At 72.9% G+C, this 23,220-nt stretch carries 19 protein-coding genes; 7 read left to right on the top strand and 12 right to left on the bottom strand.

The features are described from left to right. Positions 1–60 precede the first annotated feature (60 nt). Together AFM16_RS34835 and AFM16_RS34830 are read right to left on the bottom strand one after the other, a co-directional pair. Positions 61–609, bottom strand: a complete 549-nt coding sequence (locus AFM16_RS34835; RefSeq protein WP_030783104.1) for a Pycsar system effector family protein — start codon at positions 607–609, stop codon at positions 61–63. A gap of 126 nt (positions 610–735) precedes the next feature. Next, positions 736–1,635 (bottom strand): hypothetical protein, encoded by a 900-nt coding sequence (locus AFM16_RS34830; RefSeq protein WP_078636342.1) that lies wholly within the window; start codon positions 1,633–1,635, stop codon positions 736–738. Positions 1,636–1,868: 233 nt separating this feature from the next. Between AFM16_RS34830 and AFM16_RS34825 the strand changes: the two genes are divergently transcribed. Continuing rightward, complete coding sequence (locus AFM16_RS34825; protein WP_078636341.1) at positions 1,869–3,344, top strand: glutamate-cysteine ligase family protein; 1,476 nt, start codon at positions 1,869–1,871, stop codon at positions 3,342–3,344. A gap of 28 nt (positions 3,345–3,372) precedes the next feature. On the opposite strand, the gene AFM16_RS34820 is transcribed toward AFM16_RS34825, so the two are convergent. The 4 genes from AFM16_RS34820 to tap form a co-directional block, all read right to left on the bottom strand. Continuing rightward, entirely contained in the window at positions 3,373–4,959 is a 1,587-nt protein-coding gene (locus AFM16_RS34820; protein WP_078636340.1) for a serine/threonine-protein kinase, read from the bottom strand. Between the two features lie 112 nt (positions 4,960–5,071). Further along, on the bottom strand, positions 5,072–5,812 hold the full coding sequence (locus tag AFM16_RS34815) for a VOC family protein (protein WP_030783115.1): 741 nt from the start codon (positions 5,810–5,812) through the stop codon (positions 5,072–5,074). 39 nt (positions 5,813–5,851) lie between these two features. After that, the gene (tpg, locus tag AFM16_RS34810) at positions 5,852–6,412 is read right to left on the bottom strand and encodes a telomere-protecting terminal protein Tpg (RefSeq protein WP_030783117.1); all 561 of its coding nucleotides are present in this window, start codon (positions 6,410–6,412) and stop codon (positions 5,852–5,854) included. A gap of 3 nt (positions 6,413–6,415) precedes the next feature. Then, positions 6,416–8,602: a telomere-associated protein Tap gene (gene tap, locus AFM16_RS34805; protein ID WP_078636339.1), complete on the bottom strand. Its 2,187-nt coding sequence runs from the start codon at positions 8,600–8,602 to the stop codon at positions 6,416–6,418. A 147-nt stretch (positions 8,603–8,749) separates the two neighbouring features. Here tap and AFM16_RS34800 point away from each other — a divergent pair, with 147 nt between their 5' ends. Further along, positions 8,750–9,916, top strand: a complete 1,167-nt coding sequence (locus tag AFM16_RS34800) for an SMI1/KNR4 family protein (protein WP_078636338.1) — start codon at positions 8,750–8,752, stop codon at positions 9,914–9,916. Next, a complete protein-coding gene (locus AFM16_RS34795) occupies positions 9,913–10,746 on the top strand; it encodes a GNAT family N-acetyltransferase (protein WP_078636337.1) in 834 nt (277 codons plus the stop codon). Before AFM16_RS34800 ends, AFM16_RS34795 begins: the two co-directional genes overlap by 4 nt. Before the next feature lie 3 nt (positions 10,747–10,749). On the opposite strand, the gene AFM16_RS34790 is transcribed toward AFM16_RS34795, so the two are convergent. From AFM16_RS34790 to pgm, 5 genes are all read right to left on the bottom strand, one after another. Next, positions 10,750–12,012, bottom strand: coding sequence for a YhgE/Pip domain-containing protein (locus tag AFM16_RS34790; RefSeq protein WP_078636336.1), 1,263 nt, complete (start codon positions 12,010–12,012; stop codon positions 10,750–10,752). Positions 12,013–12,180: 168 nt separating this feature from the next. Then, entirely contained in the window at positions 12,181–13,278 is a 1,098-nt protein-coding gene (locus AFM16_RS34785; protein ID WP_078636335.1) for a GNAT family N-acetyltransferase, read from the bottom strand. A 284-nt stretch (positions 13,279–13,562) separates the two neighbouring features. Continuing rightward, entirely contained in the window at positions 13,563–14,567 is a 1,005-nt protein-coding gene (locus AFM16_RS34780) for an MASE1 domain-containing protein (RefSeq protein WP_030783137.1), read from the bottom strand. Between the two features lie 50 nt (positions 14,568–14,617). After that, complete coding sequence (locus tag AFM16_RS34775) at positions 14,618–15,463, bottom strand: PP2C family protein-serine/threonine phosphatase (RefSeq protein ID WP_078636333.1); 846 nt, start codon at positions 15,461–15,463, stop codon at positions 14,618–14,620. Positions 15,464–15,602: 139 nt separating this feature from the next. Next, positions 15,603–17,243, bottom strand: coding sequence for a phosphoglucomutase (alpha-D-glucose-1,6-bisphosphate-dependent) (gene pgm / locus AFM16_RS34770; protein ID WP_030783145.1), 1,641 nt, complete (start codon positions 17,241–17,243; stop codon positions 15,603–15,605). 195 nt (positions 17,244–17,438) lie between these two features. On the opposite strand from pgm, the gene AFM16_RS34765 reads away from it, so the two are divergent. Further along, entirely contained in the window at positions 17,439–18,095 is a 657-nt protein-coding gene (locus tag AFM16_RS34765) for a lysophospholipid acyltransferase family protein (protein ID WP_030783148.1), read from the top strand. Positions 18,096–18,506: 411 nt separating this feature from the next. On the opposite strand, the gene AFM16_RS34760 is transcribed toward AFM16_RS34765, so the two are convergent. Beyond that, a complete protein-coding gene (locus AFM16_RS34760) occupies positions 18,507–19,556 on the bottom strand; it encodes a LacI family DNA-binding transcriptional regulator (RefSeq protein WP_078637191.1) in 1,050 nt (349 codons plus the stop codon). A gap of 246 nt (positions 19,557–19,802) precedes the next feature. On the opposite strand from AFM16_RS34760, the gene AFM16_RS34755 reads away from it, so the two are divergent. The 3 genes from AFM16_RS34755 to AFM16_RS34745 all read left to right on the top strand — a co-directional run bounded on the left by AFM16_RS34755 (position 19,803) and on the right by AFM16_RS34745 (position 23,148). Continuing rightward, positions 19,803–20,729, top strand: coding sequence for a carbohydrate ABC transporter permease (locus AFM16_RS34755; protein ID WP_078636331.1), 927 nt, complete (start codon positions 19,803–19,805; stop codon positions 20,727–20,729). A 4-nt stretch (positions 20,730–20,733) separates the two neighbouring features. After that, on the top strand, positions 20,734–21,684 hold the full coding sequence (locus tag AFM16_RS34750) for a carbohydrate ABC transporter permease (protein ID WP_030783157.1): 951 nt from the start codon (positions 20,734–20,736) through the stop codon (positions 21,682–21,684). 126 nt (positions 21,685–21,810) lie between these two features. After that, positions 21,811–23,148, top strand: coding sequence for an ABC transporter substrate-binding protein (locus tag AFM16_RS34745; protein WP_030783160.1), 1,338 nt, complete (start codon positions 21,811–21,813; stop codon positions 23,146–23,148). The last annotated feature ends 72 nt before the right edge of the window (positions 23,149–23,220 follow it).

Here is a 23,220-nt window from a genome sequence, read left to right as displayed (position 1 = left end):
CGAATGCGGAGTGGGGGTCGTGCGGTGGGGTGCGGTCCACGCGGTCGCCCTTCGTGCCTGTCAGCGCATCGTCTCGGCCGCGCTCAGCGCCGCCGACACCGCCAGGGCCGCCAGTGCGACCAGCAGCAGGGCGATACTGCGGCCCACCCACCGGTACTTGGTGCGTGTCACATGTGCGGTGGCCCAGATCTGTTCGGCCAGGGTGGTCACCAACGCCTCCTCGTCCCGCAGCAGGGCGCGCAGCCGGTCGCGGTAGTCGGCGTGACGCGTGGCGAACTCCCGGCCGATGTGCTCGTAGAACAGCAGGCTGGTGGGGAGCGTGTCCTCGGCGATCCGCTGGCGCGGCCAGAGCACCAGGCCGGCGGTGAGGCCGGCCGCCACCGTGCAGACGGCGGTGACCGCCACGGCGACGACGAACCACGGCGAGTCGGCGTCGCCCGTGGTGACCAGGCTGTACAGGACGCCGGCCAGCACGCCGGACGCCGCGAGCGTCGTACCGGCCTTCGCCTCGGCGTGTTTGGACAGGTCCCGGACGGTGTCCAGGATCCGCCAGGCGTCCTCCGCCCCCGCCGGCCTCACCGTCGGCGGGCTCTCCTGCTCTTCCGCCATCCCTCGGCTCCCCTCCTCGGTGCGGCGCGTCACACACGCGGTCCGATCCCCCGGTACCGGTCGTGTGCCCCCGTATCGTCCCCAGACCCCAGCCGCTTCACTCCCTCGCCTGCGGGGCTCGGCCGATCAGGTGGAGGAGGGAGGGGTCAGGCGCTCGACCTCGCGGGCGGCGGACTGCGCGTGCTCCTCCGCCTCGCTCACGGCATCGGCGGCGGCGCGCTGCCGTTCCTCCGCCGTGCGCCGCTCCTCCTCGGCGAGCCGTAGCCTCGACCGGGCCTGGTCCAGGCGTCGTTCGGCCTCGGACACCTCTGCGGCGGCGCGGTCGTGGTCCGCGCGCGCTCGCGTCAACTCCTCGTCGGACACGGCCTGTTCGGTACGCCGGTCACGCAGACGCCGGTCCGCCGCCGCGGCCTCCCGCCGGGCCTCCTCCAGCCGGTGCCGCTGCTCGGCCTCCCGCCGTCGGCGCCGGTCGGCGAGTTCGCCCCGCGCGTGGGACCCGGCAGATGGCGCCCCCGTCTCCTCGCCGAACTCCGTCGGCGGCGTGAGGGGATGTTCGAGGCGCCCGGTCGCCCACCGCTCCGCCGCTTCCCGGTCGGCGAGCACGGCACGCAGCGTGGACTCGACGTCCTGCCGTGCGCTGTCCGACAGCCGCTGCCCGGCCTGCTCGGCGAGGGCGACGGCCTGCCGGGTGAGCGCGGCGACGACACTCCGGCGCCGGTCGGACAGGTCTTTGACCTCGTTCGCGTCGAGAGTCCGGAACGCCTCCCGCAGCGCCTCGCCCAGTTCCAGGAACCGTCGGCTCTCCTCCGGGGCGGCGCGCAGCAGCAGGTTGGCCGCCCAGGCGGCGAGCGTGGGGCGGCGGGCGGCGCGGATCCGCCGGGCGTCCGCCGCGTTCCCGGCGCTCCCGGCCGTCAGGGCCAGCTCCGCGCGGCGGGTGACGAACCCGGGCGGCGGGGTCGTGTAGAGGTCGTCGAGGAGCCGCTCCACGTCCTGTGCTCCGCCGTCCCCGGCGCGCTCGCGCCCCATGCCCCTCAGGTTCCACCGCGCCGCGCCGGCCCGCACGCCGGAACCCCGTCGCATTCCACCGCGCCGCGCCGACCCGCACGCCCGCCGGGATCCCGTCACGGAAAGCGATCGGCCGTTGACCACAGGGCAGCGTGCGGCCGTCCCGCGTGGTCGGGTGCCGCCGGTGGTGCGACGCTGGAGGGACATGCGTCCGGAAGCGACGAGCCGGGCGGGCCGACGGTACGGGAGGGCAGATGGGACGCGATGTCCCGGCGCTGGTCTTCACCCGCGAGGACCGCCGCCGGTACCGGATCAAGATGCAGGAGTGCCTCGAGGTGTTCGCGCAGATGCTGCGCGAGTCACGGTTCGAGGCCGAGCGGCCCCAGGTGGGTCTGGAGATCGAGCTGAACCTGGTCGACGACCGCGCCGAGCCGGCGATGCGCAACACCGAGGTGCTGGAGGCGATCGCGGACCCCGCCTGGGACACCGAGCTGGGCCGGTTCAACCTGGAGATCAACGTGCCGCCGCGACGGCTGACGGAGGGCGGTCCTGACGCCTGGGAGTCGGCGATCCGCGCCTCGCTCAACCACGCCGACGAACGCGCCCGCTCGGTCGGCGCGCATCTGATCATGGTCGGCATCCTGCCCACGCTGCGGCAGGAGCACGTCGGTGAGTCGGCGCTGTCGGAGAACGCGCGCTACCGGCTGCTCAACGACCAGGTGTTCGCGGCGCGGGGCGAGGATCTGCGGCTCGACATCGACGGCCCCGACCGGCTGCGGACGTACGCCGACACGATCACGCCCGAGGCCGCGTGCACCAGTACGCAGTTCCATCTCCAGGTCTCCCCGCAGGAGTTCCCGCGCTACTGGAACGCGGCGCAGGCGATCGCGGGAGTCCAGGTGGCGCTGGCGGCCAACTCGCCCTTCCTGTTCGGCAAGGAGCTGTGGCACGAGACCCGGATCCCGCTGTTCGAGCAGGCCACCGACACCCGCCCGCAGGAGATCAAGGTGCAGGGCGTACGGCCCCGGGTGTGGTTCGGGGAACGGTGGATCAACAGCGTGTTCGACCTCTTCGAGGAGAACCTGCGCTACTTCCCCGCCCTGCTGCCGCTCTGCGACGAGGAGGACCCGGTCCGGACGCTGGAGCGCGGCGACATCCCCGAGCTGGGCGAACTCACCCTGCACAACGGCACGATCTACCGCTGGAACCGGCCCGTCTACGCCGTCGCGAACGGCACTCCGCACGTCCGGGTGGAGAACCGCTGCCTCCCGGCCGGCCCGACGGTCGCCGACACGCTCGCCAACGGCGCCTTCTACTACGGCCTCACCCGCGCCCTGGTGGACGAGGAGCGGCCGGTGTGGTCGCGGATGTCCTTCCAGGCCGCCGAGGACAATCTGCACACCGCCGCCCGCAACGGCATCGACGCCGAGCTGTACTGGCCGGGCATGGGCGAGGTGCCGGTGCCCGAACTCGTCCTGCGCCGGCTGCTTCCCCTCGCGCACCGGGGACTTGAGCTGACCGGGATGGACGACGCCTGGCGCGAGCCGCTCCTCGGTGTCATCGAGCAGCGCTGTGTCACCGCCCGCAACGGCGCGGTCTGGCAGAAGGAGATCTTCCACCGGCTCACCGAGAGCCACGCGGATCCGCACGAGGCGCTGCGCCGGATGACCGAGCTGTACGTCGACTACATGCACCTCAACGCCCCGGCGCACACCTGGCCCACGGACTGAGCCGAGGCACGGCGGGCGTGCGTCGCGGTCAGGACGGTACGGCGAACTGGCTGCCGGTCTTGCGGCCGTTGTCGGTCTCGGCCGCCGCCACACAGCGGTAGACGCGCAGGCCCTTGTCCCATTCGGAAGCGGTGGGCGGGATGACGTCGACGTCCCATGTACGGGCGAGAGTACGGCCGTCGGCGCTCAGGGAGTCGGCCATGACGGTCTGGGAGCAGAGCGTCTTGACGTCCGGGTGCTTGACGAGGTCCCGTGCGTTGTTCGTCTGGCCGTCCTTGGGGAGCGGCGCGATGGCGAAGGTCTCCCACACGTGCTCGGCCTGGCAGTCGGCGCGGCTGACGGTGATGATCCCGGAGATGTCGGTGATGCCGCTCCAGCACTCGGGGGTGGCGGTGCACCGGCCGCCGAGCCCGTCGACGGCCGTGGCGGCGCAGTCCTCCGTCGTGGTGGCGACGCCGAAGCCGGGTCCGGCGGACGGCGTGGCGGAGGCCGAGGACGAGGCGCCCGAGCGGGCGTCGGTGTCGCGGCCGCCGTCCGGCTGCCGTCCGTTGCCGTACGTCAGGACGGTGACCGTGACGCTCACCGACACCGTGACGACCGCCAGCGCCCCGATCAGCAGGGACCGGGACCGTCCGGCCCGCCCGCCACCGGGCGCGACGGGCGCGGTCGTCGCCCCGCCGCCCGGCCGGTCCGGCGGGGCGGGGGCGATCACGGGCGCGGGAGGCACGGTCAGGGGCGCCGCGTCCCGATAGGCGGGCACGGTCGCCAGGGTGTTCATGCCGGGCGCGGGTCCGAAGCCGCCCGGATCGGCGAGGTCGACGGCCGCGAGGGCGTCACGGAAGGCGCCCGCGTCCGAGAGCCGCTCGGCGGGCTCGGGGGCCATGGCCTGCCGCAAGGTCTCGTTCAGGGCGGCCGGTACGCCGGGGAGGGCGGGGTAGGGCCAGGTGTGCCGGACGATGAGTTCGGCGATGCTGAGGTGGGTGCCGTCGTCCGGGTGGTGCGGCGGGCGGCCGGACAGCAGGGCGTAGACGGTGGCGGCGAGCGAGTACACGTCCCCGGCGGGGGTCGGGTCCGCGCCGCGGAACGCCTCGGGCGGGGCGTAGGCGGGGGTCAACGCCTCCCGGGTGACGGAGAGTTCCTGGCCGGGCCGGGGCATCGCCGCGAGCCCGAAGTCGGTGAGGGCGATCCCGCCGTACCGGTTGACCATGATGTTGCCGGGCTTGATGTCGCGGTGCAGCACACCGGAGGCGTGCGCGGCGGCCACCGCGTCCGCGAGGCCGACGCCGATGTCGCGGGCCTCCTTCGGCGGCAGCGGGCCCTGCCGGACCAGCCGCTCGCCCAGGGAGCCGCCGGGGCACAGCTCCAGCACCATGTAGGGGCGGTTGTCGGGCAGCACCCCCGCGTCGTACACGGGCACCACGTGCGGGTGTCCGGAGAGCTGTCCGGCCGCCGTGACCTCGCGCAGGAAGCGCTGCCGGTCGCGCGGGGTGGCGAGCAGCCTGCCGTCCACCTTGAGCGCGACCTCCCGGCCCACGGCGAGCTGCCGGGCCCGGTAGACCGTGGCGAATCCGCCCTGGCCCAGGACACCCTGGATCTCGTAACCGGGCAGTTCCATGCGTCGTGGCTCCCTCTGCCGTACCCCAGCACGTCCCCGGGGCGAAGACGTCGTCCGGCCGAGGATGAGCCGAGACTAGCCGAGACCTCGGACACCGGTACGAGGAGCGTCCTCAGGACAGGGCCAGTACGCAGAACTCGTGCCCCTCGGGGTCGGCCAGGCACGTCCACGGGACGTCCCCCTGGCCGAGGTCGAGGTCGACGGCACCGAGGGCGCGCAGCCGGGCCACCTCCGCCGCCTTGTCGTCACCGGGGTACGGCAACAGATCGAGATGGACGCGGTCCGGCACGGTCTTCGCGCCGGGCGTGCGCAGGAACTCCAGATACGGTCCGCCGCCCGACGCGGACCGCAGCACCGCCTGCCGGTCGTTCACCTCGTGCACGGTCCAGTCGGTCGCCGCGCCCCAGAACCGCGCCATCTCCCGCGGCTCCTCGCAGTCCACGACCACCGCGGCGATCGGCCCGGTGTCCCGGTAGACCTCCCGGGGCTCCAGCACACAGAACTCGTTGCCCTCGGGATCGGCGAGCACCACCCACGGCACGTCCCCCTGCCCCACGTCCACGGCCGTCGCGCCCAGCGCCTTCAGCCGCGCGACCAACTCCTCCTGATGCGCTAGGGAGTTGCTGGCGAGATCGAGATGCGTACGGTTCTTCACCGCCGACTTGGCCCCCGGAACCGGCACGACATCGATCCCGAGCACCACCGGATCCGGCCACACGAACACCTCCCCCGGCCCCACATAGGCGGTCACACCGGGCTGGAACACGGTCCACCCGAGCGCCTCCCCCCAGAACCGCCCGACCACCGCCGCGTCGAGAGCCTTCAGGTTCACGTGAACGGGTCGCAGTGCCATGCGGCCGATCATCCCACCCCGCCCCGGAGCGGACGCGGATCAGAAGGAGACGTCGAAGTAGTCGATGTCGGTGAGGGACACGTCCAGGGCGGCGGCGCGGTGGCCGCCGTCCCGGAAGTAGATGTCGCGCAGGCCCTCGGCGACGATGCCCCGCAACTGGGCGTCCTCCGCGCCGGCTCGGGCGGCGTCGAAGAGACGGCGGGCGTACTCCGGGGGCAGGTGGACGGTGAGGCGGCGCATGCGGGGGTCGTCGGTGGTGCCGACGGGGGCGCTGTAGCCGAAGCGGGCGCGGGTCTCGATCGTGATGCCGGTGCGGGCGGCGGCGTTCTTGCGGGCGCGCTGCCGGACCCGTGGCTGCCAGGCTTTGGCGACCTCGCGTTCCAGGGCCCGGCGCAGGGCCGGACGCGGGTGCTTGGCCGTGCCGGCCAGATAGCGTTCCACCTGCCGCTGGGAGATGCCGAGGCGGCGCGCCACCGCCTTCGTGGAGCCCTTCTCCGCCCGCAGCAGCAGCCGGATCTGCGCGGGCGCGGTCTTGGGCGGCGGCTTGGTGACATGGGCCCGGCCGCCGCGCTCGAGGGCGTCGTCGATCTCTCCCGCCACCGGTCACTCCCCTTCGTCGACGACGGCGTCGCCGCCCTTGATGTGGCGGGCCGGGTTGTGTCCCTGTTCGAGGAGGTCCACGGCCCAGGCCGTCTCCTGGACGCCCTCGAGTTTGCACTGCCCGGGGCCCACGCCGACCCGGAACGTGCCGTGCACCGGGCTGCCGTCGGCGTTCACCGGCAGAAGGTCCAGCGGGGAGGCGCCGGGGGCGGCGTAGACGACGCAGTCGGAGAGTACCGCCAGCGGGTGGCGGCCGGTCAGGGCGGCGAGCCGGGCCATCTTGCGGTGCATGTTCACGCGCGCCTTGGCGATGACGGCCGCGCGGATGTGCGGGCTCCAGGTGGGACGTTCGAGGGCGGGCCAGCGCGCGCCGTCCCGGTAGGTGTGGCCCTGCGGCCGTTCCCTGAGCTTGCCGATGCCGCCCTTGACGGTCGCCTTGATCGCCGACAGCACCATCGCGCCCTGCCGGTGCCTTCGTACGGCGGCGACGAGCCGCGCGTCGTCCGCCTCGACGGGACGGGCGTGGTGCAGGGGCAGCCGGCGCAGGGCGTCCCGCAGCGCGTCGAGGTCGTCCTCGTCGGCGGCCGCGTACGTCCGGTGCACCGCCATCGCGTCGAGGTACGCGGCCGGATCGGCGTCCTTGGCGACGGGGACGCCCATGTCCGCGCTGGTGGTGAGATACGCGTCCTTGAGCCGGTCGTGCCAGGGGTCCAGATAGGCGCCGCTCTCCTGCCGTACGTACGCCTCCGACGGGCGGACGGCGCAGCCGAGTTCCTCGGCGTAGGCCAGCGTCGGCGTGCTGTACCAGGCCGGACCCTCGGGGCGCAGGCCGGTCGGGGTGAAGGGGTTGGGCAGCCGCGGGTCGAGTTCGACGCCGGAGAGGTCCACCAGCCACGAACCGGGAACCTTCTTGTCGAAGACGGGCGCGGTGACGTGCACCGGCTCCGACAGACCGACCGGAAGCCGGGACGCGGCGGCGAGGAAGGCCGTGTTGATGTCGATGCCCACCGCCCACGGCAGCAGGCACTCCTCGTCCGACAGCAGATCCGCCGTCCGCGTCCACTGCCACGCCTCCTCGTCGAGGAAGCCGCCCTGCCAGCCCTGTGCGACGGGATGCTCGACGGGCGCCTCCGGCGGCGCCGGGTCCACCGGCCGGGTGAGCGCACCCGGGTTCGGCCCCGACACCCACGCGCCGGTCGCCTCGTCCCGGACCGGGCGGGTCGGCGGCCGCAGCGCGGTCATCAGCTCCAGGCCGGTCACGGCCGACGAACCGCGCGGGGTCAGCACCCGGGACGCGAACACGCCGAGGACGCGGGCCAGATCGGCCGGGTGCAGCCGGTCCGCGTCCCCCCAGGCCCGGGGGTCCAGGGCCTCCCAGGGCAGGACCGCGAGCTGCACGCACTGCCGCCGGCCGTTCTGCGCGGGCCGGTAGATCCGCGCCCACGGTCCGAACCCTCGCTGCGTGAGCTGCCACTTGGCGCGCGTCAACTGCTTGACGACGGGATGGTCCGGGGCGAGCCGCAGACCCCGGCGGTCCTCCAGCCGTTCCGGCAGCCCGAACCGGGCGGCGGCGGACGCCGTCAGCACGACGAGCGGGTCGGAGTCCTTGCCGTGCCGGTGCAGCCGCGGCGCCCCGATCCCGGCCTCGGCCAGGGTCCACTCCACGAGCTGCGGCAGGGTCGTCGCGGGGCACTCCAGCAGCACACCGCCCAGGCAGTACGCCGTACCGTCCCCGTCGACGACGGCCAGGGGGCCGTTGGTGAAATGGGGATCGGAGGCGAGGGCGGGCGCGGCGGCGCGACGCGGGGCCGGGGGGCGGCGGGTGGCGGGGCGGGGTGAGCCGCGGACGGGTTCCGGCGGCTCGGGACTCACTGCCGCTTCCGCTTCCGGTTCCGTCACAGCGTCCGGCGGTTCGGGCTCCTCCGTCGCCGGCGCCGCCGGATCCGGGTACTTGGCCGCCCAGCCCTCCAGCAGGCGCAGATACGCCTGGCGGCGCGGCGGGCGTGGTTCGGAGCGGCCGTTCTCCCAGTTCTTCACCGTCTGCGGGGTGGTCCGCAGTGCCGCGGCGAGCCGGGCCTGGGTCACCCCGGCCGCCTCCCGCAGCCGACCCCGCTCCTCGGGGTCCGGCAGATCGGGTTCGCCCGCGAGCAGTTCGTCCACGGCCGCGAACAGCTCTTCCTCCGTCGCCACAGGCCACCTCCTCCCCGGAGACTAGCAATGTTCCACCCCGGATTTAGCCTCGAAATCGCCTCGGAATCGCCGCGGAATTAGCCTGCCGTGCGCGCGGTCCGGGCCCCGTCAGGTCCGTTGTCAGTGGCTGCCCGTATGTTCGGGTGCATGACGACAGACCTGGTCGCGGCCTCGTGGGACCGTATCGACGCCTGGCTGCGGGTGCATGCGCCGCGCACGTTCGCTTCCCTCGGCGCGCCTGCGGCGGAGGCGGAGATACGGGCGGCGGAGGCGGACCTCGGGCTGGTGTTCCCGGCCGACCTGGTCGCGTCGTTGCGGCGGCACGACGGGGCGGCGGAGGGGACGGAGGCGTTCCGGCTGCCGACGGGTGACCGGCTGCTCGGGGTGCGGGAGATCGTGGCGGCGACCGAGTTCCTGCGGACGGCCGCCGCCGATCTGGACGAGGAGAGCGCCGAGTTCTACTGGCTTCCCGGCTATGTGCAGTTCGGGTCGTACGGGGTCACCGCCGACGGTCTCACCGTCGACTGCCGTCCCGGTGACTCCCTCGGCGCGATCGGGCGGTTCTTCGACGAGACCGGCACCGACTTCGGCCGGGCCGATTCGCTGGGCGGGTATCTGGAGGGGGTGGCCGACCAGTTGGAGCGCGGGCCGGTCGCGGGTGCGGTGACGTTCAACGGCCGTCTGATCTGGGAGTGGGCGGCGACCGGCCGCCCGGACTGGGGCGACGCCGGGGATCCGCTGCCGACGGCGGCCGCGGACCTCGCGCCGCTGGAGTGGCCGGCCGGGCCGACGGAGGCGCTGCGGCCCGGACCGCTGTTCGGGCTCGAGGAACTCGGCGCGCTGATCGCCTCGACGTCCCGGGAGCAGGTCACGGTCGCGGCGTGGCGGCAGATGCGCAGACTGGCCGTGGAGACCGGCCTCGCCAAGTATCCGGAGGTCGCGGCTGCCCTGGACGCGGGCGGGCGGGGCGAGTCCGTGGCTCTCGCTCAGGACGAGCCGCTCGGCCTCAGGCTGCGCGGCGTGATCGCCGCGGCGGGGGCACAGCGGGACAGCTACCGGGAGTGGGCCGCGCAGGCCCTGGTGGTCACCGTGTGCGGATCGCCGTACGCCGCGCTGGCGAAGAGCGCGACGATCCGGGGCCGGCTGAACCCGGACTGGCGGGAGGAGCTGCACTCCGACCTCGGCGGCCCGCCCCTGCCGCCCGTCCCGGACGACCGGTTCTGGGCGACGCTGGGCAACCCGGCCATCGACACCGGCTACTACGAGGGGCTGTTCGCCGCGAGCGGCGACGGCGTGGAGGGTGGGGCCGGATGAGCGGCGACGGCTCCCTGCTCGCCCGGATCGAGCGGTACTACGCCACCGTTCCGCTGCTGTTCGCCGATGCCGAGGAGTACGGCACGCTGCGGCTGTTCGTGCGGAAGGAGCCGGGTGCGCCGTACTACGGCGGGCCGGGGCACGCCCAGCCCGGCGGGGCGGGCGGTGTGGCCGACGGTGACATCGCGCGGGTGCGGGCCCGGCAGCGGGAGCTGGGGGTACCGGAGGCGTTCGAGTGGCTGGCCGAGGCCGCGCCGGATCTGCGGGAACGGGTCGGGGCCGCCGGACTGACCGTGGCGGAGCGGCCGTTGATGGTGCTGGACCCGGGGCTGCCCCTGGCGCCGCGGGCGCTGCCGGCCGGGGTGTCCGTCCGTGCGGTGGAGGCCGACGATCCGGCCCTGCCCGCCGTCCTCGCGCTGCCCCGGCTGGCCTTCGGCCCGGACGGCACGGCCGGTGCGCGGGAGTTGGCGGCGGCCGCCGAGGGCGTGGTCGCGGACGGCACCGTCGAGGCGGTACGGCCGACCCTGCGCGCCGGGCACAAGCGGCTGCTCGCCGCCTTCGGGCCGGACGGCGTCCCGCTGGCCGCCGGCCACTTCCATCCGGCGGGCGGCGCTACCGAGATCGGCGGCGTGGGCACCCTGCCCACGGCCCGTCGGCAGGGGCTGGCCGCCGCGGTCACGACAGCCCTGGCCGTCGACGCCCGGGAGCACGGTGTGACCACCGTGTTCCTGGCCTACGCCGCGGAATCCGTCGCCCGTCTCTACGCCCGACTGGGTTTCCGCCCCGCCGGGGTCACGCTCCTGATAGCCGATCAGCCCGCCCGCTCCTGACCGTCACGCGGGCTGGGGGGTGAGGCGCTTGTGGCCCTTCCTGTCGTAGTAGCCGGTCATCGCGAAACCGAAGGCGAACGCGAGGACCGTGCCGATGGCGATCATGATCCAGGAGCGGGTGAGGCCGGCGTCGCCGCGGGCGTCGAAGAAGAGGATGGCCCGGACGCCGTCGCTGAGCTGGCGCATCGGCTCGAAGTAGGACAGGAAGCGGTAGAACGCGGGCACCGCCTGGAGCGGGACGGTGGCCCCGGAGGAGGGCAGGCCCAGGACGATGAAGACGAACATGGAGACCAGTTGGCCGATCCCGCCGAACGCGGCGTTGATGGCCTGCACGCCGAGGCCGACGGCGAGCGCCGCGCAGTACGAGTACACCCACAGCAGGGGCAGATGGGTGGCGTCCATGCCGAGGATCGTGACGCAGGCCAGCATGACGAGGGAGACGCTGACGAGGGTGATGCCCGCCGTCATCGCCATCTTCAGCAGCAGGGTCTGGGTGCGGTTGATGGGCACGGTCGGGCGGCGGGTGTGCCAGGGGCCGATCTCGTTGTCGGCGTAGCCGAGGGCGGTGTCGACGCCGTTGCTGATGACGTTGCCGCCCATGAAGCCGGCCAGGACGAGCAGCAGCGTGTAGTAGAAGGCGGACAGGCCCAGGCCGCTGTGGCTGCCGATGGGGTGCCCGACCTCGGTGACGATCTCCACCGGGTCGGCGAGCAGCACCTTGATGGTGGAGTCGGCCGAGCCGGCGGCCGCGGTGAGCTGTTCGCCGAGGCCGGCGGACGCCTGCCGGGCCGCCGCGGTGGAGATCTGGCTCGCCAGGGAGGAGCCGAGGCTGCCCTTGCCGGGGTTGGTGAGCACCGTCATCGTCGGCCGGGCGGTGGCGCCGGTGGTGGTCAGCGCCGTGACCGAGTCGGTGAAGCCGGGCGGGATGACGAGGGCGCCGTAGACCCGGCCGGAGTCGAGCTGTTCCTGCGCCTCGGCGCGGGTGAGGGTGCGCCAGTCGGCCTTGCCGCCGGCCGTGTCGGCGGCGATGGCTTCGGCGATCCGCGTGCCGACGTTCTGCCGCTGTCCGGCGGGCGGTTCGCCGGTGTCGCCGTTGACCAGGGCGATGGGCAGATCGCGCAGGTCGCCGTTGGGGTTGACGATGCCGCCCATGTAGAGGAGGGACAGCAGCAGGGTGAGCAGTCCGGTCAGGACGGTGGGGACGAGCCACAGGTGGGGTCGGCGCAGCAGTGCGGTGGCGCGGGCCTCGGGACCGGGGGCGGCCATGGTTCTCCGTAGGGTCCGGGCGGTGCGGGGACCGCGCTGGGAGGGGCGGGGCGGTGCGGCCTCGTCGGAGGTCAGGTTGCAGGATGCGGTGTGCGCCGGGGCGGGACGGCCACCGCCTCGCCCCGCCTCCCCCGGTTGCAGTACAAGGAGCTGCGGCGGTCGGTCCGGTCAGCGGGCGCGGATCGTGCCCACGGTCCTCAGGGTCCGTACGGCCGCGCTCTTGAGGGCCGGATGGTCCCGCACCAGCCGGTGGGCGGCCCGCATCGGCTCACGGCGCAGCCAGTGCAGGGCGGCGCCGGGGCCCGCCGTGCGCAGGGCGCCCTCGTGGACGAGCAGATCGCCCGTCTTGAAGGAGTTCTTGTACGCCGCCTCGCCTCGGCCGAAGTCCACGAGGTCGATGCCGGCCCCGGCGGCGGCCTCGATCATGCGCAGATAGAGGACACGGCCGGGTGAGTACGTCGCCACGGCGAGGTCGTACGAGGGGAACCAGCAGGACAGGACGGTGCGGGAGCGCAGGCCGAAGTGGGCGGCGACGGGGCGGTCCGCGGCGTAGAGGACCGACAGGGTGCCCGTGCAGTCCGGGGCGGCGGTCGCGGAGAGCAGGTCGACCAGCCGGGCGATCCAGGGCTGGGAGAAGGGGTCGCGGCGGCCGGTGCGGCGGTAGTGGGCCGACTTCCAGGCGATCAGGGCGCGCAGGGCGGCGGGGTCCGGGTCGTCGAAGACGAAGCGCAGCGGGCCGAGGTTGCGGGTCATCCGGCGTTCCTGGGACCGGGCCGCCTTCCAGAAGCCGCGGGCGTGGGCGCGCAGGTGGTCCTCGTAGGCGGTGAAGCCGCCGGTGAGGTCCACGACGGGGGAGGCGAACTGGGCGGTGGCGTACGGCAGGAAGAGGTCCTGGCCGCTCTCCAGGTGGTTGAACTCCCAGGCGTTCAGGGAGCAGGCCCGCATCAGGTGGTGCGGGTCCAGGTGCAGGCCGGGCGGGAGGACGGCCCCCTGGCAGTCGGAGACGCCCAGGCCGACGGCGCGGCCGCAGCCCCATCGGCCGCGCTGGTAGGGGAAGTAGCCGACGGGTTTGCCTCTGCGGCGCAGGACCGCGACGCGGGTGTCCGAGCGGACCCGGCCGACTGCCTGGCTGAACTCCGCGCTCATGAAAGGGTTGGCCGCGCTGGCTGTCGCGGCGGTGGTGCGGAGGTCGTTCCACAGGGCGAGGTCGGTGTCCGTCAGGTCGGTGGGGTGGACGATGTCGATTCGGGGTGCGGGGGCGGTCATGGCGGGGTGGCTCCTGGGGTCGCGCGGGGCGGAGTTTGGGCGACATGGCCTGGGTCTGGGGGGTGGTGTCGGGTGCGGGTGGTTGTCTGCGTGCGGGTGCGTGGGGGTTGCTCGCGCGGTTCCCCGTGCCCCTGGGTGGGTCGGGCCGGTGTCGGTGGTGAGAGCGGCGTGATCATGGTTTTTCCATGGTCCGGGAGAAGCGTGGGGTGCGCTCCGGAACCGGGAAACCCGGTGATGTGAACGTTCAGCCGAAGGCTCACGGGCACGGGTGAACCGCCGGACGGTCAGTCGTCGCGGCCGTGGGAGAGGGGGTCGTAGGGGGCGGGGCGGTTGTCGCCGGCGGTGAGGTGTTCGAGGACCTCGACCAGTTCCTGGCAGGCGCTCTCCACGGAGCGGCGGGTGTTGCGCTGTTCCATGATCACGGCGGACAGCAGCAGCGCGGTCAGCGCCATGGTGCCGTTGAACGCCTGGAGCTTGACCATCACCTCGACCCGCGTCAGCCGGGCGAACGGCCCCACGTGGTCCGTGGCGGCGAGCGTGGCCATGACCGAGGTGAAGAGCGCGCACAGCATGCTGCCGGCCAGCTCGAAGCGGAGCGCCGCCCAGATCAGCAGCGGGTAGACGAGGAAGAGCACGCTGACGGGGCTGCGGGTGGCGAGCGGGACGACGGCCAGGCAGATGAGCGCGAGCCCGACGGCCTCCTTCCAGCGGGCCAGATGCAGCGCCCGCTGCGCCCGGTGGAGCAGGAGCAGCACCGGGGTGACGATCAGGACGCCCATCGCGTCCCCGACCCACCAGGCCAGGAACACCGGCCAGAAGCTGTCCGCGTCCAGCCGGTCGCCGTACACCAGGAGGCCCACGCCGATGCCGGAGCTGATCAGCATGGCGGTGAGGGCGCCCAGGAAGACCAGGGCGAGGCCGTCGCGTAACCGGGCGAGGTCGGTGCGGAAGCCCACCTTGCGCAGCATGAGGCAGGCGCAGACGGGGGCGAGCGTGTTGCCGACCACGGTCACCAGCCCCAGGGGCCGCAGTGTGGTGATCGTCAGAAGGACGAGGAGGACGCCGAGGGAGATGCCGGGCCAGACCCGGAGTCCGAAGATCAGCAGACAGGCGACCGCCACTCCGGTGGGCGGCCAGATGGGGGTGAACACCGCGCCCTCGACCGTGAGCTGACGCATCAGTCCCAGGCGCCCGGCCCCGTAGTAGCAGACGGCGACCGCGAGCACCTGGACGGCGTAGAGCGCCGTCCGCCGCAGCTCCGATTCCGGGGTACCCACCACAGCAGCCATCAGACACCGCTCCGTCCGCCGCGGCGAGGTGAGGGGCCCGCCGTCCGGCCCTATGGCTGAATCCGGGGCGGTCCGGTGAGCGGTCCGTCGTGTCCGACGACGAGGACCGCCGCGTCGTCCTCGTGGCCGACCCGCTCGGCGCCCTTGATCACGGCGGAGGCGAGCGCGCCGGCCTCCAGTCCGGCCACGGCGGCGATGCCGGCCAGCCGTACGACCTGGTCGAGGCCCTCGTCCACGGACATCGACGGTCCCTCCACCACCCCGTCGGTGAGCAGCACGAACACCCCGCCCTTGGTCAGCCGGTAGCGGGTGACGGGGTAGTCGATGCCCGCGGCGACGCCGAGCGGCGGGCCGCCCTCGTCCTCGGCTATGCCGGACTTGCCGTCCGCGGTCGCCCAGACGCACGGGATGTGTCCGGCGCGGGCGCTCTCCAGGACGCCGGTGGCGGGGTCGAGCCGCATGAAGGTGCAGGTGGCGAAGAGGTCGCCGCCGAGGGAGAGCAGCAGGTCGTTGGTGCGGGCGAGGAGGTCGCCGGGTTCGCCGGTGACGGAGGCGAGGGCGCGCAGACCGACCCGCACCTGGCCCATGAACGCGGTCGCCTCGATGTTGTGGCCCTGGACGTCCCCGATGGACAGACCGATCCGTCCGTCGGGCATGGTGAAGACGTCGTACCAGTCGCCGCCGACGTTGAGGCCGTAGCAGGCGGGGGCGTAGCGGACGGCCAGCCGGAAGCCTTCGGCGACGGGCAGGTCCCTGGGCAGCATGCCGCGCTGGAGGGCGAGGGCCAGTTCGACGCGTGAGCGTTGCAGCTCCGCGCGCTCGCGCGCCTGGGCGGTCAGCGAACCGAGCCGGGCGAGCAGCTCGTCGCTTTCGTCCGGGGGGCGCTTGCGGGACACGGGGGGCCTTTCCGACAGCACGCTCGACTCTCGACAGACCTCTATGAAACTCGACAAACCTCGCGTTCACACCTGAGAGGACCACAACGAGAACGGGGGACGCCCCCTCGGCGAGCGGCCCCGCGGTCCCCGTCGTGCGTCAGCCGCCCAGCGCCCGCATCACCACGTCCTTCGCCTCCTCCTGGACCCGGCGCAGATGGTCGGCGCCGAGGAACGACTCGCCGTAGATCTTGTAGACGTCCTCGGTGCCCGACGGCCGGGCCGCGAACCAGGCGTTGGCGGTGGTCACCTTGATGCCGCCGATGGCCGCGCCGTTGCCCGGGGCCTCGGTGAGGACGCCGGTGACCGGCTCCCCGGCCAGGGTGTCGGCGGTGACCTGCGCGGGCGAGAGCCTGGCCAGCAGCGCCTTCTCCTCGCGGGTCGCGGGGGCGTCGATGCGGGCGTAGGCCGGTGAGCCGAACCGGTCGGTCAGGGCGGCGTAGTGCTGCGAGGGCGTCCTGCCGGTCACCGCGGTGATCTCGGAGGCGAGCAGCGCCAGGATGATGCCGTCCTTGTCGGTGGTCCACACGGAGCCGTCGCGGCGCAGGAAGGAGGCGCCGGCCGACTCCTCGCCGCCGAAGCCGAGAGAACCGTCGACCAGGCCGTCCACGAACCACTTGAAGCCGACGGGCACCTCGACGAGCGGGCGGCCGAGGTCGGCGGCGACCCGGTCGATCATCGAGGAGGACACCAGCGTCTTGCCGACACCCGCCGCGGCCGGCCACTGCTCGCGGTGGCTGTAGAGGTAGGCGATGGCGGTGGCCAGGTAGTGGTTGGGGTTCATCAGGCCCCCGTCGGGGGTGACGATGCCGTGCCGGTCGGCGTCGGCGTCGTTGCCGGTGGCGATGTCGAAGCGGTCCCGGCGCTCGATGAGCGAGGCCATCGCGTACGGCGAGGAGCAGTCCATGCGGATCTTGCCGTCCCAGTCGAGCGTCATGAACCGCCAGGTGGGGTCGGTGAGCGGGTTCACCACGGTCAGGTCGAGGCGGTGCTGCTCGGCGATCCGGCCCCAGTAGGCGACCGAGGCGCCGCCCAGCGGGTCGGCGCCGATGCGTACCCCGGCGGCCCGGATCGCGTCCAGGTCCAGGACGTTCGGGAGGTCGGTGACGTAGGCGCCGAGGAAGTCGTGGCGGCCGGTCGTGGCGGCGGTGAGCGCCCGGGTGTACGGGAGGCGGCGGACGTCCTTGAGGCCCGCGGCGATCACGTCGTTCGCCCGGTCCTGGATCCAGGAGGTGGCGTCGGAGCCGGCCGGGCCGCCGCTGGGCGGGTTGTACTTGAAGCCGCCGTCGCGGGGCGGGTTGTGCGAGGGGGTGACGACGACGCCGTCCGCGAGGCCGGTGGTGCGGCCGCGGTTGTAAGTGAGGATGGCGTGCGAGACGGCCGGGGTGGGGGTGTAGCCGTCGGCGCTGTCCAGGAGCACGGTGACGTCGTTGGCCGCGAACACCTCCAGCGCGGTGACCCGGGCGGGCTCGGACAGGGCGTGGCTGTCGGCGCCGAGGAAGAGCGGGCCGTCGATGCCCTGGGCGGCGCGGTACTCGCAGATGGCCTGGCTGGTGGCGGCGATGTGGTCCTCGTTGAACGCGGTGTCGAGGGACGAGCCGCGGTGCCCCGAGGTGCCGAACGTGACGCGCTGCGCGGGGTCGGACGGGTCCGGGTGCAGGGCGTAGTACGCGGTGACCAGCCGGGCGACGTCGACGAGGTCCTCGGGGCCGGCCGTCCGACCCGCTCGCTCGTGCTGCATGTGCCCGCTCCTCCGTGTCGGTTGACCTGTGGCTTGCGTGGGGTGTGCAGGGGGCTTGCGTGGTTCATCTTCCCCCGCCGGGGCGCGAACTCCCTTGCCCCGCACGGTATGAGTATCCGTACTCAGGCGGTACGGCGCCCGCGGCGGCGAGACTGTGCGCACACCAGCGTTCAGCGTTTCCGGGGAGGTCCGCACGTGTTCAGCCGTACCGTCGTCGCCCTGACTCCGTTCTTCGGCCGGCTCACCACCACGAGTGAGATCACTCTGCGGCTGCCCGCGGGGAGCATCTTCGTCGCCAACCACGACTCCCTCGCGGACCCGGCGGTCGTCATGGCCGCGCTGCGCCGCTACGACCTGGAGCCGGTCGTGCTGGCCGCCGCCGGGCTGTGGCGGATCCCCGGGTTCGGGCGGGCGCTGACCCGGGCCGGGCACATCCCCGTCCGGCGGGGGACGGCCCAGGCGGCGCTGGCGCTGGACGCCGCCGCCGAGGCGCTGGCCGGCGGCCGGCACGTGCTGCTGTACGGCGAGGGGAGGCTGCCGAGCCGCAGGGACGCGGGCGCGGCGCCGCCGGAGCCGTTCCGCACGGGACTGGCCCGGCTGGCCCGGACGTCCGGCGCGATGGTGGTCCCGGTGGGGCACGCGGGCGCCCGGCGGATCGCGTCGGGCTCGGCGGCGAAGCAGTTGGCCGGCACGCTCACCGCCCCGGTCCGGCGCCCACACTGCCACGTCCACCTCGGCGCCCCCCTCCGCCTGCCGACGGAAACCGACCGGGGCACGGCCTTCGCCCGCCACGCGGTCACGACGGCCTGGCGCACCGCGGCCCGAGCGGTCGGCGAACGCCTCCCGGTCTGAGCCCGGCACCGGCCCCACCGGGCACGCCGCCGACGGACACACGACCACCCGGCCACGTACACCCCTCCGGGCCGGGCCCACACGGTCGGACCCGCTCTCACATCGGACGCCGCACTCTCCCGCACGACCGGCCGCCCCGGGACGAGCGCCCTGCCCGGGCACGGGATCGCCCTGCCGCACCCCGCGAGACCCCCTGCGCACAACCGACCGGCCGCAACCGAGCCCACGCAGCCACGCCCACACAGACCGCCGGCCCTCAGCCCCGCCCCTCCCGCACGACCAGCCGCCCCGGGACGAGCACCCCACCGCGCACAGGACCGCCCTGCCGCACCCCCGCGACACCCCCTGCACGCACAGCGGACCGGACTCGGCCAAGCCCTCGAAGCCACCGTCCGCACAAACCCCCAGCCCTCAGCTCGCCCTCCCGCCCGGCGGCGCCGTACTCGCCCGCATGACCAACCGCGTCGGAACCAGCGTCGTGCCGTGTTCCGGGTCGTCCTGGCGCATCTTGCGGAGCACCGCCTGGACGCAGAGGCGGCCGACCTCGGCGAAGTCCTGGTGGACCGTGGTGAGCGGGGGCAGGAAGGAGCCGGACTCGGGTATGTCGTCGAAGCCGATGACGCTGACGTCCTCCGGTACCCGCCGGCCCCGTTCGTGCAGGGCGCGCAGCAGGCCGAGGGCCATCTGGTCGTTGGCGGCGAAGACGGCCGTGCAGTCCTCGTGGGCGGCGAGTTCGAGGCCGGCCCGGTAGCCGGACTCGGCGGACCAGTCGCCGCGGATCAGGGGCGGCGGGGTGCGGCCCGCCTCGGTGAGCGCGGCGCGCCACGCGTCGGTGCGGCGCTGCGCGGCGAAGGAGTCCTCGGGTCCGCCCAGATGCCATACGGTCTCGTGGCCGAGGCCGAGCAGATGCTCGACGGCGGTCCGGCTGCCGCCGGCCTGGTCGGTGTCGACGACCGTGTAGTGGTCCCCGGCGTCGGAGTCGACGACCAGGACCTGTACGTAGGGCGGGAGCATGATGGTCGCGGCGTCCAGGAGGTGCACCTCCATGATGACGATGACCGCGTCGACGGCCAGCTCCTCGAGCCGGGTGAACGCGCCGCGCACCTCGTCCTGGGTGGGGACGGCGACCGGCAGCAGGGTCACGGCGTAGCCCTCGGCGGCGGCGGAGGTGGCGATCGCCTCCAGGGTGCGGACGTTGCCGGTGCTGGAGAGCGAGAAGGTGATCACACCGATGGTGCGGAACTCGCCACGCTTGAGGGCGCGGGCGGCGCTGTTGGGGCGGTATCCCAGCTCCTTCATGGCGGCGAGGACCTGTTCCCGGGTCTCCTCGTTCACGCCCGCGTAACCGTTGGAGACCCGCGAGACGGTCTGTGAGGAGACCCCCGCGAGCCGGGCCACGTCGGCCATGGAAGCGGTGGTCCGCGAGCGTCTCTTTCCCCTGGCCTGGGCTGTTTCAGCCATGTCCACCGGGCGTCCCCACCTCTCTGTCCGCGCTGTCCGGGCGGGTGTCACGGCACCGTAGACGACCCTTGACCACCGTCATCAGGGCAGTGTAGACATGCCGCCATCAGATGTTTACGTAAACATAACAGCTCGGTCCCGCTTCTTGCGTGACTGATGTTTGCGTAAACATCATGGGTGCGGCGCAGCGCTCGACAGCAGAGCGCGGCACCGCCCGGTTCCAGGACTTCTCTAGCGAGGACCGACATGACGACGCTGCAACCGCCGGCCGCCGCCGAGCCGCGGCCCGCACCGCCTCCGGCGCGACGGGACCGCCGCTCGTGGACCGGATGGGGGTTCATCGGCCCCTTCGTGGCCGTGTTCGCGCTGGTCTTCCTGGCCCCGATCGCGTACTCGATCTATCTCAGCCTCTTCCGTGACCAGCTCATCGGCGGCACCACGTTCGTCGGCCTGGACAACTACACGCAGGCGCTGAAGGACGAGCGGTTCTGGGACTCCCTCGGCCGGGTGACCCTCTTCCTGCTGATCCAGGTGCCGATCATGCTCGGCATCGCCCTGCTGGCGGCCCTGGCCCTGGACAGCGGACGCCTCTACGGCAAGAGCTTCTTCCGCATCACGATCTTCCTGCCGTACGCGGTGCCCGCCGTGGTCGCCACCCTGATGTGGGGCTTCATGTACGGCACGAAGTACGGCCTGGTGGGCGACATCAACGGCGCCTTCGGGGTCACGCTGCCCGACCCGCTCTCCCCCGACCTGGTCCTCGCGTCCATCGGCAACATCGTGACCTGGGAGTTCGTCGGCTACAACATGCTGATCTTCTACTCCGCGCTGCGCGTGGTCCCGCACTCGCTGTACGAGGCGGCGGAGATCGACGGCGCCGGACAGTTCCGGGTGATCACCGCGATCAAGCTGCCCGCGATCCGGGGCGCCCTGGTCATCGCGACGATCTTCTCCATCATCGGCAGCTTCCAGCTCTTCAACGAGCCGAGCATCCTGCGCCCGCTGGCCCGCAACGCGATCACCACGGACTACACCCCCAACTTCTACACGTACTCGCTGTCGTTCAACGGCCAGCAGCACAACTACTCCGCGACGGTGGCGATCATCATGGGCCTGATCACGATGGTGATCGCCTACGTCGTGCAGCTTCGCGGCATGCGCAAGGGAGCGTGACCCGATGAGCAGCCCTCTCACCACCGCCTCCCCCGCCGCACCGGCCGAGCCCGCGGGCCCCGGCAGGCGCGCCCCGCGCCTGCGCCGCCCGCGCGGCGGACATCAGCCCGGCAGGCCGAAGCGCAGCGTGCTCCTCACGGTGCTGGCCTCCCTCGTGGTCCTCTACACCGTGGTCCCGCTGATCTGGCTGGCCGTCAACGCCACCAAGACCCAGTCGGGCCTGGCCGACTCCTCCGGCCTGTGGTTCGCCCGCGACTTCGCCCTCTGGGACAACGTCCGCGAGACGTTCACCTACGACGACGGCGTGTTCACCCGCTGGCTCCTCAACACCCTGCTGTACGTGGTGCTCGGCGCCGGCGGCGCGACCCTCCTCGCGGTCCTGGGCGGCTACGCGCTGGCGAAGTTCGCCTTCCCCGGCAAGCGCGGGATCTTCGCCCTGGTCATCGGTGCCGTCGCCGTCCCCGGTACGGCGCTGGCGGTGCCCACCTTCCTGATGTTCAGCAAGATGGGCCTCACCGACACCCCGTGGGCGGTGATCATCCCCTCGCTGGTGTCGCCGTTCGGCCTCTATCTGATGTGGGTCTTCGCCACCGAGGCGATCCCCACGGAGCTCCTGGAGGCCGCCCGGATCGACGGGGCCGGCGAGGCGCGCACCTTCTTCCGGGTCGCCCTGCCGCTGCTCGCCCCCGGCATCGTGACCGTGCTGCTGTTCACCACGGTCGCCACCTGGAACAACTACTTCCTGCCCCTGATCATGCTCAAGGACCCGGACTGGTACCCCCTGACCCTGGGTCTGAGCGCCTGGAACTCCCAGGCGGAGACCATCGGCGGCGACGTGATCTTCAACCTGGTGATCACCGGTTCGCTGCTCACCATCCTCCCGCTGATCGCCGCGTTCCTGCTGCTCCAGAAGTACTGGCAGTCGGGTCTGTCCGCGGGCAGCGTCAAGGAGTGATCCGGCGGCCCTCGGCCGCCCCCTCAGCCCCACACTCGCGCACCATCCTCACGTTCGCGCACCACCCCCACCCTCACCTGTCCCACCCCTGCCCTGTCCCACCCACGAAGAAGTGGAAGCATCCTCATGCGCAGAAAGACCGGCCGCCTGCTGCGCGGCCTCGCCCTCCTGTCGACCCTCGCCCTGGGCGCGACCGCCTGCGGCGGCTCGGACGACTCCTCGGACACCAAGGCGGTCTCCGCCGGGGACATCCAGGCGGCCCTGAAGAAGGGCGGCTCGGTCACGGTCTGGGCCTGGGAGCCCACGCTGAAGTCGGTCGCCGCCGACTTCCAGAAGAAGTACCCCAAGGTCAAGATCAACCTGGTCAGCGAGCGGTCCGGGGACAAGCACTACACCGCGCTGTCGAACGCCATCTCCGCCGGCAAGGGCGTGCCCGACGTCGCCCAGGTCGAGTACTTCGCGCTCGGCCAGTACGCCCTCACCAAGGGCCTGAGCGACCTGGCCCCCTACGGCGCCGACAAGCTCGCGTCCAAGTACACCCCGGGCCCGTGGAACGCGGTGACCGAGGGCGACAAGGTCTACGGCCTGCCGATGGACTCCGGCCCGATGGCGCTGTTCTACAACAAGAAGGTCTTCGACAAGTACAAGATCGCCGTCCCGACCACCTGGGACGAGTACCTGGACGCGGCCCGCAAGCTCCACAAGGCCGACCCGAAGGCCTACATCGCCAACGACGCCGGTGACGCCGGCTTCACCACCAGCATGCTGTGGCAGGCCGGTTCGCGCCCCTACCAGGTCGACGGCACCAAGGTGAAGATCGACTTCTCGGACGCGGGCGCCACCAAGTTCGAGGCCGTCTGGCAGAAGCTGATCGACGAGAAGCTCCTCGCGCCCGTCAACGGCTGGACCGACGACTGGTACAAGGGCCTGGGCGACGGCACCATCGCCACCCTGGCCACCGGCGCCTGGATGCCCGCCAACTTCGTCACCGGTGTCCCGGACGCCGCCGGCGACTGGCGCGCGGCCGCGCTGCCGGCCTGGACCGCGGGCGAGAAGGCCAGCGCGGAGAACGGCGGCAGCTCGCTGACGCTGCCCGCCCTGGGCAAGAACAAGGAACTGGCCTACGCGTTCGTCGAGTACGCCAACTCCGGTGACGGCATCGCCACCCGCGTGAAGGAAGGCGCCTTCCCCGCCACCAAGGCCGAGCTGGAGTCCCCCGACTTCCAGAGCACGAAGTTCGAGTACTTCGGCGGGCAGGAGGCGAACAAGATCTTCGCCGAGTCGGCCGCGAACGTCGCCGACGACTGGTCGTACCTGCCGTTCCAGCCGTACGCCAACTCGATCTTCAACGACACGGTCGGCAAGGCGTACGTCTCCGGCACCACCCTGGCCGACGGCCTCAAGGCGTGGCAGGACGCCTCGGTGAAGTACGGCGAGGAGCAGGGCTTCACCGTCGAGAAGTAGCGCTCCGCGCAGGACCGGCATCACACCGGGCGGCGCGGCACCCGGGCCGCGCCGCCCCACTGCACCACCTTC

Source organism: Streptomyces antibioticus, from assembly GCF_002019855.1.
GTDB lineage: Bacteria > Actinomycetota > Actinomycetes > Streptomycetales > Streptomycetaceae > Streptomyces > Streptomyces antibioticus_B.
Note: the sequence above shows the minus strand (reverse complement) of the source record. Positions and strands in the feature narration are given on the sequence as shown.